Genomic DNA, 12,799 nt, shown 5'->3' with positions numbered 1-12,799 from the left:
CATTTGGGGAACTGTGCTGCCAACCCCCCCTCTAACTAAGCAAGATCGTTGGATTGCGTCATCATCCCCCAAAAGGAAGTCAGATGTTGCTCACCCCGGTACTCCCCCAAGACCGGGGTTTTTTTTGTCCGCGATTTCGCCCCTCCCGCCCGGATAAGGGCCGGATGCTCGCCCGCTGAGCCTTGCCCTGAATACCCCTGCGCCTCTGCTAGTCTGCTTCTATTACTGCAGCGGATAGACCACCGTGACCATCCCCTTCAAAGACCGCCGCGCAGCCGGACAGGCACTGGCTCGTGAGCTTTCCGAGACGATCGAGCGCGATGATACGGAAACGATTGTGCTCGCGCTGCCCCGCGGCGGTGTGCCGGTCGCACAGGAGGTTGCCAACGCGCTCGGAGTGCCCCTCGACCTCCTGTTGGTGCGTAAGCTGGGGGTCCCGGGATACAAGGAACTGGCCATGGGTGCCATTACCGCGCGCGCGCGAATTCTCAATGAAGATGTGCTGCGGCGATACGCGGTGACCGATGAGGATCTCGCGGCGGAAACCGCTGCGGAACGCGCTGAACTGGATCGCCGCGCGCTGCGTTATCGTGGTGACAAGCCCTGGCCCGATTTGCATGGACGCCGGGTGATACTGGTGGATGACGGCATCGCCACCGGCGCCACGATGGAAGCTGCCGCCCGCGCCGTGCGCGCCGAAGCGCCCGCCGAGCTGATCGTCGCAGTACCCGTGGCACCACCCGATGTCGTTGCCCGGTTCACGCCACTGGCCGATCGCTTTGTGTGCCTGGAACTCCCCACCGAATTCTGGGCCATTGGCGCCTGGTACCAGCGCTTTGACCAGTTGTCCGATGAAGAAGTACTCGACGCGCTGGGCGGTGATCCTGCCGCGAACCGGCCGGATGGTGAGGCGAACTAGATGTCGCTGTTGGGCAAAGGCCAGCGGCCCTTGATGGTTTTCAGCCTCGATTCGGGCAGTCATTTTGCACGGACCGTCGCCACACATCTGGGGGTGACGCCCGCTGCGCATGAGGAGCGGCGGTTTGCCGATGGTGAATACCGGTTGCGGCCCATGAGCACGGTGGCGGGTGCGGATGTGTACATCGTCCAGTCGGTCTTCTCTGATGCCGACCGACAACAGGGTGGCGAGGAGGTCGACGCGCTTCTGCTGCGCCTGCTGTTTTTTATCCACAGCCTCAAGGATGCGGGCGCAGACCGGGTGACCCTGGTCTGCGCCCTTTCTCGCCTATGGGCGCAAGGACCGCCGCACCAAGGCCCATGATGCACTGCCGTTACGCTACCTGGCCGCACACCTTGAGCTGGCCGGACTCGACTGTGCAGTAACACTCGAAGCGCACAATCAGGCGGCGTTCGAAAACGTCTTTCGGTGTCGCACTGTCCATTTGCCGGCACACGCACTGTTCGCCGCGCATTGGATCTCGCGTCAGGGCAATACAACACAGCCGCTGGTGGTTGGCTCGCCCGATATCGGCGGGATCAAGCGTGCAGAGGCACTGCGTGCCCTCCTGTCGGCAAAGCTCGGTGTGCCATTGGGTAAGGTCTTTATCGAGAAGTATCGCGATGACGAAACCCTGCATGGTGGGGCTGTCATCGGTGATGTCAGCGGCGCTCAAGTGATACTGGTCGATGACCTGATCGCTGGTGGCGGCACCATGACCCGCGCCGTGCGCCAGCTGCGGGATGCCGGCGCCGCAAGGGTCCATCTGATGGCCAGCCACGGGCAGTTTTGCGGTGATGCATTGTCCAAAGTGGCCGCGCTGCCGGTGGATAGTGTTGTCGTGACGAACTCTCTGCCACAAGCGGATGCTCATAGTCTGATGGTGCTGGATTGCGCGCCGCTCGTGGCCCAGTTGATACGCGCCCTCTATCGCCACGAAGACCTGACACCCTTGATGCGTTGAGGTGCCTCCAGTGGGTCGCAAGACCAATTGCGCGCCAGTTCCTCAGGATTGCGGCATCGACGGGAAAAAATTTACCGTTGTTTGGAACCTTCCTGAGTTGCCCGTGACTAAATAAGCAGTTGGTTCCTCTCATCATTAGATTTGGCTGAATTCCTACCCCACCCCCGGATAGTGTTCCCACTCCGGGGTTTTTTTTGCCTTTTTATGACGTGGTTCTCGCCTTTGCGGTTCGGTGGGAATAACTTCTGGAAAACCCCGTAGTCATTAATACAATGGTGCGCAAACGTTAGAGGTGGGTCTAAACGCCACGTTGGGAATCCACCCGAGCGACCTTATCGTAGAGAGGTAAGGAAGCGGCATTGTTGATGCTGCTGTAAGAACCCAAAGGCGTGTCCTCCCCCTGGACGCGTCTTGTTAAGTGCCCATCCCCAAGGGCACTGCCCCCCTGAGCCGGCAGTCCCCCATCTGCCGGCTTTTTTTTATCTGAATTTCCCTGTTGCGCCCCGCAGCCCCTGATGGCGCGTTGTACTGGTCGTCCCTGACGCCGGCAACATAGACGCCCAATTCATCCTCACACCCTTGCCAATTGCGAATGATTCGCATTAACTTTAAGGGCGTCGATCGTGAGCGCGCCGATCAAAAGCCGCCGCGAGCAAAAAGGAGTACCCGGTGAAAGCAACTTTTCTATGCCCCAACCATCGGCAGTGGCTGTTGGCCAATACCGAACGTGCCGAACGGATGATGCTCAGCTGGCTCGACCAGGGCCGCCTGCATTTTGCTGCCGGACAACGGCAGGCGGCACGGTGCTATGGGGGATGTGCCTATGAGCTCGCCGATCACTTGCTGGAGGTGCAGTGGCCGGACCCCGCGGTGGCAGTCAGGCGCTTCAGTCAATGTGCCAGCCTGTTGCTGGCGACGGCCTGCGATACGGCGGAACGAGCGCGGTGTCAGCAGTTGATTACCGCCACACGAAATCGCCTGCGGCGTCAGTGGCAATGCCTGGAGAGGGAGGACAGCGATGCGCCGATACGGCACTGAAGCCCAGTTCCATACGCTATCAGCAAGGCGCTGTCGGCGACAGCCTCTTGCCCTGCTGATGGAACCGGACACATTGCTGCGTCTACTTGCCAGTCGACAGCTCTGTGTGGAAGAGCTGTGCGCGCTGGGCCCGGATACCAGGCAACAACTGCGACAATTGCTGCTGGAGTCTCTGGAGGTCGAGGGGGATTAACCGGTGTGCACTGCCGAGCGGGGCTAGTGCCTGGTGCCGCAAGAGAGGAGGCCGCAGTTACTCCGCGGCGTCCGCATCCTTGATTTCAAGCCACGCATTGAGCTGGCGTTCCAGCTTGTCGAGCCCCTTGCCCTTGGTAGAGGAAAACACCTGCACCGAGACGCCGCGGTCCAGGCCGAGCTCCTTGAGCTCTTTTTCCACGGCGAAGCGCGTATTATTGGCCGGGCCATTCTTCATTTTGTCTGCTTTGGTCAGCAGGATATGCACGGGCAGGCCGGACTCGACCGCCCAGCTCAGCATATGCTGGTCGAATTCCTTCAGCGGTTGGCGAATATCCATCAACAGGATCAACCCCTTCAGGCAATGGCGCTGTTCCAGGTAGAACGCCAGGTGCTTCTGCCACTCATCCTTCATGGAACGGGCGACCTTGGCATAGCCGTAGCCGGGCAGGTCCACCAGTCTCTGTTGGTCACTGACACTGAAGAAATTGATCAGCTGGGTACGCCCCGGTGTCTTGGAGGTGCGTGCCAGCTTGGTATTTTCTGTCAGGGCATTGATCGCACTCGACTTGCCGGCATTAGAGCGGCCGGCGAAGGCGACCTCGGCACCTTCGTCAGGCGGGCACTCCGCCAGGGTCGGGGCGCTGGTTAAAAATTGAACGCGACGGTAGTTCAGTTTCGCGGGAAAAGCTTCAGACATGGTAGTTCTGCCAGATTCGGTACACTCACTTGGCGTGCAAGTATATAATGCCGCCGTTTAAGCGTCGCTGGAGAGCTTTGGGGGCGGCGCTAGGGGCTGCAGTTTGCAGTAAGAAAGCTTAATGGACCGCTATTTTTTTCAGCGCGCTATGGTGGGAACACGAATGATCAGCATGTTACAGAAAACCGCTCTGGTAGCCGGCCTGGTATTGGCCGCGCCGTTCGCAATGGCGGCCGGGGACGCCGCGGCGGGCCAGGCGAAGGCCACAGCCTGTGCAGCTTGCCACGGACCGGACGGCAATAGCCCGGCACCGGCCTTCCCGAAAATTGCCGGCCTGGGCGAGAAGTACCTGCTCAAGCAGCTGAAAGATGTGAAGAGCGGTGATCGTGAAATCATCGAGATGACTGGCCAGTTGGATAACTTCAACGAGCAGGACCTCGCCGACATCGCTGCGTTCTATGCTTCCCAGGCCATGCAGCTGTCCGGTTCGCAGCCGATGTCCGTCAAGCTGAACAGCGGCGAAAGCGTTGATGCGCTGCTGCTGGGCCGTGATATCTACCGCGCGGGTAACAGCGAAAGCAATGTGCCGGCCTGTATGGGTTGCCACTCCCCGACTGGATTGGGTAATGCCCCGGCCGGTTATCCGCGTCTGTCCGGTCAGTATGCCGACTATATCGAGAAGCAGCTGAAGGCGTTCCGCGCTGGTGATCGCACCAACGACGGCGAAACCCGTGTCATGCGCAGCGTCGCCAAGCAGCTCTCCGACGCCGAGATCAAAGCTGTCGCGGACTATATTGCCGGTCTGAACTGATCCGACACCCGGCGACTGCCGGGACAGTCCCTGCAAAAGGCCGGCTCTGCCGGCCTTTTTACTGTCTGGCATCCGGGGTTTCTGACTGAGGAACCTTTCTCCCTGTGGACAAGTCTATGGACTTATCCAGAGCTTCCTTAAATAATCGGCCTGGAATACGAATTGCGTATCCGGCGCCACGCCGCCGGACATAACAACGGAGAATCTCATGAGAGCTGTAGTCACCAAATTCGCCATGGCGCTGACCATGCTGTTCAGCCTTGCCGCCTGTGCGCAGGAGCCCGGCCAGTTCAAGGCGGGCCAGCATTACCAGGTGCTGCCCCAGGCGGTACCGCAAAAGAATGCTGACAAAATTGTGGTGACTGAGCTGTTCTGGTACGGCTGTGGCCACTGCTATCACTTCGAGCCGAAACTGGATAAGTGGAAGAAGGGCGTGGCGACCGACGTGGCCCTGACCAAGATTCCGGCTATCTGGCAGCCGGTCATGGAGATCCATGCACGCATGTATTACGTCGCCGATGCGATGGGTGTTCTCGACCAGATGCACGCACCGATCTTCAATGCGATCAATAACCAGCGCAAAATGTTTGCCACCAAAGATGGCCGCGAATGGAAAACCGATCTCGCTGCCATTGAGGAACTGTTCAACAAGAACGGTACCGATGGCGCCAAGGCGGCCAAGCTGATGAACTCGTTCGCCATCAACAGCAAAGTGAAGCAGGGCATGGCCAACCAGCGTGCCTACAAGCTGTCCGGAACCCCGGAAATGGTAGTGGCTGGCAAGTATCGCGTATCGACTTCGCTGCCCGGCTTCAAGGGGAAAACCAATGGCCAGGACATGATGCTGGACGTTGTTGACTACCTCGTAGAGAAAGAGCGCACTGGCGGCTGATCTGTCCGCAGCGTTGCTGAAAACCCCGCCCTGGCGGGGTTTTTTTATGCTCGAAGGTATCCTGGCGCATCTGTGATATCCGCGTGCTGGGCAATGGATTGCTCTCGCCCTATAACTGTTGCCCGCCGTCCGCTGTCAATGCATCGGGTGGCACAGGGATCCATGGGTAGTCTGTGTTTCAAGTGGCGCGCCGACAATCCGTTGCCCTGCGCCCGTCCACGGTCAGGCATCCTCGCCCCATCCGTCTCGCCGGTGTCCGCTGGCGGGCGATTGAATATTTTTGACGTTTCGTCTGCCAGTGTGCGTTTTTGCGTCTAGCCTTGAATGAGAAGGGACGTGAAAAAGCGCGCACAAGCTCTTTTTCACGCCGATTCTTCCCCATCGCAGGAGGGATCGGCCAGGAAAACCGGCGTCACCGCAGTGTCGCCATCCTGTGGTCAGCAGCAGTAGAGAAGCGCATGAAGTATTTGCGTCCAATATTCGCCCCCCTCTCATTCCAACTTGCTTCCCGTCGGGTTTTGGCGGCTTTCTTCCAGGCCCACCTCGCCATTGTTCTGATTTTCCTGCTGGTGCCACTGGCACTGGCCGATGACCAAAAACGCGGTTGGTCGGGTGACTGGCTGGTTGTGGGCGAGGGAGATGAACAGCTGGTGTGGCAGCTAAATTCCGACGGCTCCGGCTATGCGTACGGATTCCTTCCAAGTGGTCACCTTTCCCATGGCTTTGCCATCAATTGGTCGGTACAGGGCAATCGGGTGCGTATCCGCACCGGGGCCTCGGTGCGCTGTAATGGCGGTGTCGTCGCTGTCGCCTTTACCGGGTGGAGCCCGGTCACCTTAAACTTCGCAATACTGGATGGTCGTCATTGGCGCCAGCATGGCGGCGGTCTTCTGGCTTTCCAGCGTCGACTGGACAGCTGGGAAACCCCCCGCGCTGGAGCTGAATGCCCCCGCTTGTCAGGCTAATCGCCTGCGCTGGAGCACGTCAGTGAAATTACCAATGACCTGCGGCCACGTCGGTGGCCGCGTTCCCCGACAATCAGGGCTCACACGGATAGGAAGCAGTTCTCAGGACGAGGCGCAGTGCACTGGGAGCGATAGCGTGAGGCAGCAGCGGATTGTTCACACACTGCTTGTATGCGCCGGCATTGCTGGCGGCGGCCTCATTGCCGCAGCGCAGGCCCAGGACACCGATGCTGGATCAGAGCCGCAGCAACCTTCACAGGAGGCCGGGGCTTCCAACCAGGGCTGGCACACCGAATCCCGTCTCGACCCTCAGCAATGGGTGGGTTCCTGGCTTATCTCCCGTGATGGCGACGCCCATCATGTCTGGAGCCTCAATGCCGATGGCAGCGGCAGATCCTATGCGTTTTCAAAAAACGGTGAGGAGATGCGGTTTGCCTATGGCTACGACATCCGCTGGTATTTCGATCCCTACACGCAGATGGCCAATATCAAAACGGAACGACGCATCGTGTGTCGCGGCGGGAGGGTATACCCCTACTTCCTGACGCTGAAATCCTACGAGAGTGATTACGCGGTGCGCGGCCGGTTTGCCTGGCAAACCACCTGGACGGAAGCCAATATCGGCGAGAATCGGCTGCACAAGTCTCTCGTTGTATTTGTCGCACCGCTCTCTGGGTGGCACAACCCGGAAAAAGATGCGCCGTGTCCCGAGTTCCCAAGTATCGCGCTGGAGCAGGATCTCGATCGCACCCTGGATCGCTGGCAGGAACAGGCGCGACGCGAGGAAAGTGAAGCCCTGCGCGCGGAAAATGAAAAAGACCTGGACACCACGCCAGCCCCGGACGAGCCCGAGTTCGAAGGGGAAGAATTCTCAGACACACCCGCGCGGACAAGAACCGGCGCGAAAAAATCGACAACGAAACGAAAAAGGTAACGGCAACGCTATGAATGCAGAAATCCGTTTGCAGCAGATACTCCGCGACCTGAACCCAAAACTTCATGACGGCGATTGCGTGTATTGCACGCTGCCGTCGGTGCAACTTTCCGTGCTCGCGCCGTATTGTCGCTGCCTGGTGCGCGAAGGCGATGATTACGCGGCCATACTGCCGCGAGACCTCGCAGAGCGCGCCGGACTGGAAGTGGCAGATCCTGTGCGGGAAATTTCCCTGCGTGCTCGCGCCAATGGTGATGGTGGCGGACTACTGGCACTGGTATCCGAGGAGTTTCTCGCACGGGGGATCGCCGCTGATTTCCTGTCGACGCCAGAGGGGCAGCACATTTTTGTCGCCGAAGAGCTGGCTCAGCGGGCCATGCAGGTCCTGCGCGGGTTGGGAAATCGGGCACAGTATCTCTAAGGATCCTGAACCCTCAAGGTTGCCCGAGCGACCATGCGCGTCGACTATCCATTGCCGAGGCCTCATGGCGAAATTCGCCAGCTGATGCCCGATGTGTTCTATCTGCCTGGCACGGTGCAGATTGCCCCGGCAGCGACGGTCAATCGCAATATGGTGATCATCCGGGAGGGGGATGACCTTACCCTGGTAAACCCGATCCGTTTGCGCGCGCAGCAGGAAGAAAAATTGCAGGACCTTGGCAACATACGCCATGCTGTTCGGCTCGGTTTTTGTCACGGGTCCGATGACCTCTATTATCGTGATCGTTTTCAGCTGACATTCTGGTGTCAGCGCCATTCCGCGATTTATCCCCTGCCGGGTGGCGATGCCGAAATTCGCGAGAACGGTGCCTGCCCACTTCACGAAGGCAAATTCGTCGAATTCAGCCACGGTCGATTCCCGGAGGCGGTGCTCTGGTTGCCGCGCTGCGGTGGCCTGCTGCTCACCTGTGATGCGCTGCAGTACTGGATGAGTTGGTGCGGCTGCAGTTGGTGTGGCAAGAATCTGCTGCGGCTGCAGGGCTTCCGACGAGGGATGCAGGTTGCCCCGAGTTGGTGCCGACAGATGTGTGCCGAGACCGTCGACGGCGAGACCATGCTGTATGAGGATTTTCAGCGCGTGCTGGCGCTCCCCTTCCTTCACTTGATGGCAGCTCACGGCGACTTCTGCCCGGATAGCGCGCATGAGCAGGTGGAGCGTGCGGTGGCCCAGCGTTTTCAGCGGCACCGCCACTGATTTGATATCGTAGTCCCCGATAGTCACGCAGCACCAACTGCCGTATAAAAAATAATGGCGCGAATGTGCCGAAAAAAAACGGGAAGCCTTCCTTTGTCTGATCTACCGATACCCCTGCGTTTGCTGGCTGTGCTGGCGTGGCTTGCGGTCGCCTGGCTGTTATCCCAGGCTGCCGGTGAGGGAAGTGAGCAATTTGGATTGTTCGTATTGCTGGCTGCCGCCGGACTCTGGATGAGTGAAATCATCCCGCTGCCGGTGACCGCCTTACTGGTGCCGCTCGTTGCCTATATCAGTGGACTGATGCCAGCGCGCGAGGCGTTGGCCCCGTTCTCCAGTACGATAATTTTTCTGTTTATGGGGGGCTTTGCCCTCGCTGCCGTGTTGCAGGCCCATGGAATCGATCGCCGCCTGGCGGCATCGGTGTTGCGTATGGGGCGGGGTCGCCTGTGGCCAACGCTGATCGGATTCCTCGCGGTGGTGTGTTTCCTGTCCATGTGGATGAGTAACACGGCGACGACGGCGATGATGTTACCGATCGCGCTGTCACTGGTGGATGAACAGCATCCACGCACGCGGATCTTGCTATTACTGGGGACCGCCTACGCTGCCAATATTGGTGGAATCGCGACGATGATCGGCAGCCCGCCCAATGCCATCGCCGCGCGGGCACTGGATCTGGAGTTTGCCGACTGGCTGCGCGTTGGGCTGCCGACGACGTTGGCAATGTTTCCGCTGGTGCTGGGCTGTTTGTGGCTGGTGCTGCGGCCGGATCGAGAAACCGCTGAGGTACGCCCGCCCCTCGATCATTCGCTGTCATGGACGCCCGGCGCGATTGGCGCGGTCGCGCTGTTTTTGCTGGCTGTGTTTGGCTGGACTTTCTCTTCCCCCCTGAGTCAATGGTTGGGTGTCGGCCGCGGCTTCGATGCGATGGTCGGGCTGGCAATTACTGCGCTTGCTCCGCTGTGTGGCCTGATTCGCTGGCCTGCACTGCAGGAGAAAATCAATTGGGGCATTCTGCTGATGTTTGGTGGCGGACTCTGCCTGTCCGCGGTGCTGCAACAAACCGGTGCTTCGGTATGGCTGGCGCAAAGCATGCTGGGTGGGCTGGGCGGCGCGCCCGACTGGCTGCTGTTGATGGCCTGTATCGCCCTGATGATTTTCCTCACGGAGCTGGCATCGAATACAGGCAGTGCCGCCATACTGGTGCCGGTCTTCCTCGCGCTCGGTCAGGAGTTCAGTCCGCATATGGCTTACGCCATGGTGCTGGGGGTGGGTATCGCGGCAACCTGTGCATTTATGCTGCCGGTGGCAACCCCACCCAACGCCCTGGTTTATGGCAGTGGCGAGGTGCCGCAGCGGACAATGATCCGTGCAGGATTGATGCTGAACATCCTTGCAATACCCACTGTTTGGTTCATGGTAAGCTGGCTTGCCTGATCAGCAGGGGGCAATCCTCCTGAAACTTATTTGGGCATCTCCTGATTTTAAAAACGCGCGATAAGCGCCAAGGCAGCAATGAAATCCCTGTTTTCAAAGAAAAATACCATGGCGATCGTATGCCTGGTCCTGCTTGGCCTGGCCGCCTGTACAGTGCAGCCAACTGCGAAAGTCCCCGCGGTCGATACCGCGAACATTCGTACGCACCTGGAATATCTTGCCGGAGATGAGTTCGCCGGCCGCGAAACCGGAAGCGAGACCTACCGTCGCGCGGCCAACTATGTCGCGGATCAGTTTGCGATGCTGGGTTTGCAGCCCGCGCCCGGCATGAATGGCTATTTACAGGAAGTCCCTTTTCGCAATGCGAGCTGGGACGATACGCTACCTTCGCTGGTATTGCAGGGGCCTGCCGGCGATATCCACTTCTCTTTTGGAGAGGACTTTATCAGTCGCCCGCCGACGGCGGCAGTCAATCAGGAAGTGTCGGCTCCGCTGGTGTTTGCCGGGTTCGGCGTAGAAGCGCCGGAATTTGGCATCGATGATTATGCCGGCCTCGATGTGCGCGACAAGATTGTGGTGGTGCTCGGTGGGCGCCCCTCGCGCTTGCCCAGCGAGGAGGGTGCCTATTACGGATCCGGACGCACCAAGGGCGCAACCGCAAGACGTCACGGAGCGATCGGGATAATCTCCCTCAATACCCCCGAGCGGGAAAAGGTTTCCCCATTCGAGCGTCTTCGCTCCGGACGCATGGACGCAAGCTTTGACTGGCTGGCCCCGGACGGACATCCCGGCAATGCCATTCGCGGATTGCGCGGCTCGGCCTACCTCGACATTCCCGCCGCACGCCAATTGTTTATCGGCGCCGAACGCAGTCTGGAAACCATTTTTACCGAAATTTCCAATGGCCTCGTGCCGCAGGGGTTTGCGTTGCCATACCGGGCGATGATGCGGCGCGCGGCAACCCACCGTAGCGTCGACAGCCCGAATGTCGTCGCGATGATACCCGGCAGTGATCCGCGTTTGCGCGATGAGTTTGTCATACTGAGCGCGCACCTGGATCATATTGGTACAGACACTGAGGGGCGTATTCGCAATGGTGCCCAGGACAATGCGGCCGGTGTGGCTATGTTGCTGGAAACGGCGCGACTGGTAAAAGCCAGTGGTAAAGCACCGCGGCGCTCACTGCTGTTTGTTGCTGTGACCGGTGAGGAAGAGGGCTTGCTCGGCTCCGATTATTTTGCCCAGTACCCGCCGATTCCGGCCAGTGCGATGGTCGCCAATATCAATCTTGATATGCCCATGTTGCTCTACCCCTTTCGCGACATTATCGCCTTCGGGGCCGAACACTCCTCGCTGGGGCCAACGGTACGACGGGCGGCGGCCCGTGTCGGGCTGCGTTTGAGTCCCGACCCAATGCCGGAAGCCGCGATTTTTGTGCGCAGCGACCACTACAGTTTTGTCCGCCAGGGTGTTCCCGCGGTCTTCCTGATTACCGGCCGCGATTCTGCTGATCCGGATGTTGACGGAACAGCCATGCAACAGCAGTTTTTTGCCGAGCGCTACCACCAGCATACTGACGAGGCGGATGCGCAGATTAATTATGTGGCTGCCGAGCAGTTTGCCGCGGTGAATTACGTCATCCTGCGGGAGGTGGCCGATAGCAAGCGACGTCCGCGTTGGGTGCAGGGTGATTTCTTCGGTGAGTTGTTTGCGAGCAAACGGTGATAGACTGCACGGGCTGTGTTTGTGTTGTTACGTCAGCATGGCCGCGCGGTTATTAAATCTGCGCTACTGTGAGTGACGTGACGAAAGGCCTCCATTGGAGGCCTTTTTTATGTCTGTCGGCAGAGTTCGAGCCAGCGCTCGATACCGGCACTGCGATATTTTTGCCGGTGCAGGGTGAAATAAAATTCACGGCGAAAATCCCGCTGGGGTACCGGCAGCTCTACCAGCGAGCCGCGTTTCAGCGCGTCCGCCAGGGATACCCGGGACAGGCAGCTGATCCCCAACCCGGCCTCTACCGCGCGCTTGATCGCTTCGGTATGTTGTAGCTCCAGCAATATCTGCAGTTGGGGCATCAGGCCAGCCAGTGCACGCTCGAAGGACTGCCGCGTTCCCGAGCCCGGTTCGCGTAGTATCCAGGTCGCGTCACACAGGTCCTTGTCCGACAGTTTCTTGCGCCCTGCCAGTGGGTGATCCGGTGCGCAGAACACGACCAGTTCATCATCGCGCCAGGGCAAAATCTCCAGGTCGGGATGATTGAGTTCGCCCTCTACCAAACCCAGATCCAGCTCGAAGTTCAGGACCCGTTCCGCAATAGCTGCGGTATTGGCCACCTCCAGTTCCACCCGTGCGTCCGGTTGTTCGGCCATATAGCGCGCCATAATGCCGGCCGCGAGGTAGTTGCCGATGGTCAGCGTGGCGCCAATTTTCAGCCGCCCAAGATCCGAATGACCGGCGAGTGATTCCTCCAGCGCCTGGGCCTGTTCCAGCAGGGCCTCCGCCTGCGGCCACAGTTGCCTGCCCAGTTCGTTCAGGCGCAGGCGTTTGCCGGTGCGCTCGAACAGTCGCAGGTCGAATTGCTGCTCGAACTCCTTGAGCGCTGCGGAAGCCGCGGACTGTGACATATTCAGGCTCGCGGCGGCACGGCTGACATTTTCGAAGTGCGCACAGGCGAGAAATACCTGCAGTTGGCGGAGCGAGTAGCGCATGA

The 12,799-nt window shown here is 59.5% G+C and carries 15 protein-coding genes; 13 read left to right on the top strand and 2 right to left on the bottom strand.

Annotated elements, in window-relative coordinates:
• The first annotated feature begins 244 nt into the window (after positions 1 to 244).
• From ACXAD0_RS02220 to ACXAD0_RS02200, 5 genes are all read left to right on the top strand, one after another.
• The gene (locus ACXAD0_RS02220) at positions 245 to 919 is read left to right on the top strand and encodes a phosphoribosyltransferase (protein WP_475086712.1); all 675 of its coding nucleotides are present in this window, start codon (positions 245 to 247) and stop codon (positions 917 to 919) included.
• Complete coding sequence (locus ACXAD0_RS02215; RefSeq protein ID WP_475086711.1) at positions 920 to 1,282, top strand: ribose-phosphate pyrophosphokinase-like domain-containing protein; 363 nt, start codon at positions 920 to 922, stop codon at positions 1,280 to 1,282. It begins immediately after the preceding gene.
• Positions 1,283 to 1,286: 4 nt separating this feature from the next.
• Positions 1,287 to 1,922, top strand: coding sequence for a ribose-phosphate diphosphokinase (gene prs / locus ACXAD0_RS02210; protein WP_475090291.1), 636 nt, complete (start codon positions 1,287 to 1,289; stop codon positions 1,920 to 1,922).
• A gap of 669 nt (positions 1,923 to 2,591) precedes the next feature.
• The gene (locus ACXAD0_RS02205; protein ID WP_475086710.1) at positions 2,592 to 2,960 is read left to right on the top strand and encodes a hypothetical protein; all 369 of its coding nucleotides are present in this window, start codon (positions 2,592 to 2,594) and stop codon (positions 2,958 to 2,960) included.
• Positions 2,941 to 3,153: a hypothetical protein gene (locus ACXAD0_RS02200; RefSeq protein WP_475086709.1), complete on the top strand. Its 213-nt coding sequence runs from the start codon at positions 2,941 to 2,943 to the stop codon at positions 3,151 to 3,153. Before ACXAD0_RS02205 ends, ACXAD0_RS02200 begins: the two co-directional genes overlap by 20 nt.
• Positions 3,154 to 3,210: 57 nt before the next feature.
• On the opposite strand, the gene yihA is transcribed toward ACXAD0_RS02200, so the two are convergent.
• Positions 3,211 to 3,852, bottom strand: coding sequence for a ribosome biogenesis GTP-binding protein YihA/YsxC (yihA, locus tag ACXAD0_RS02195; RefSeq protein WP_475086708.1), 642 nt, complete (start codon positions 3,850 to 3,852; stop codon positions 3,211 to 3,213).
• Positions 3,853 to 4,015: 163 nt separating this feature from the next.
• On the opposite strand from yihA, the gene ACXAD0_RS02190 reads away from it, so the two are divergent.
• The 8 genes from ACXAD0_RS02190 to ACXAD0_RS02155 all read left to right on the top strand — a co-directional run bounded on the left by ACXAD0_RS02190 (position 4,016) and on the right by ACXAD0_RS02155 (position 11,811).
• Positions 4,016 to 4,663, top strand: a complete 648-nt coding sequence (locus ACXAD0_RS02190) for a c-type cytochrome (RefSeq protein WP_475086707.1) — start codon at positions 4,016 to 4,018, stop codon at positions 4,661 to 4,663.
• Between the two features lie 208 nt (positions 4,664 to 4,871).
• Positions 4,872 to 5,555: a thiol:disulfide interchange protein DsbA/DsbL gene (locus ACXAD0_RS02185; RefSeq protein ID WP_475086706.1), complete on the top strand. Its 684-nt coding sequence runs from the start codon at positions 4,872 to 4,874 to the stop codon at positions 5,553 to 5,555.
• A gap of 458 nt (positions 5,556 to 6,013) precedes the next feature.
• A complete protein-coding gene (locus ACXAD0_RS02180; protein WP_475086705.1) occupies positions 6,014 to 6,520 on the top strand; it encodes a hypothetical protein in 507 nt (168 codons plus the stop codon).
• 136 nt (positions 6,521 to 6,656) lie between these two features.
• On the top strand, positions 6,657 to 7,454 hold the full coding sequence (locus ACXAD0_RS02175; protein ID WP_475086704.1) for a hypothetical protein: 798 nt from the start codon (positions 6,657 to 6,659) through the stop codon (positions 7,452 to 7,454).
• Positions 7,455 to 7,464: 10 nt separating this feature from the next.
• Positions 7,465 to 7,875, top strand: a complete 411-nt coding sequence (locus tag ACXAD0_RS02170; RefSeq protein ID WP_475086703.1) for an ACT domain-containing protein — start codon at positions 7,465 to 7,467, stop codon at positions 7,873 to 7,875.
• Positions 7,876 to 7,908: 33 nt separating this feature from the next.
• A complete protein-coding gene (locus ACXAD0_RS02165; protein WP_475086702.1) occupies positions 7,909 to 8,649 on the top strand; it encodes a hypothetical protein in 741 nt (246 codons plus the stop codon).
• A 93-nt stretch (positions 8,650 to 8,742) separates the two neighbouring features.
• On the top strand, positions 8,743 to 10,086 hold the full coding sequence (locus ACXAD0_RS02160; RefSeq protein ID WP_475086701.1) for an SLC13 family permease: 1,344 nt from the start codon (positions 8,743 to 8,745) through the stop codon (positions 10,084 to 10,086).
• 108 nt (positions 10,087 to 10,194) lie between these two features.
• The gene (locus ACXAD0_RS02155; RefSeq protein WP_475086700.1) at positions 10,195 to 11,811 is read left to right on the top strand and encodes a M28 family metallopeptidase; all 1,617 of its coding nucleotides are present in this window, start codon (positions 10,195 to 10,197) and stop codon (positions 11,809 to 11,811) included.
• A 107-nt stretch (positions 11,812 to 11,918) separates the two neighbouring features.
• Here ACXAD0_RS02155 and ACXAD0_RS02150 read toward each other — a convergent pair whose 3' ends face one another.
• Entirely contained in the window at positions 11,919 to 12,797 is an 879-nt protein-coding gene (locus tag ACXAD0_RS02150) for a LysR family transcriptional regulator (protein ID WP_475086699.1), read from the bottom strand.
• Between the last annotated feature and the right edge of the window lie 2 nt (positions 12,798 to 12,799).

Source organism: Microbulbifer sp. ABF4_148, assembly GCF_056158985.1.
This window is presented reverse-complemented; position numbering and strand designations above follow the sequence as displayed.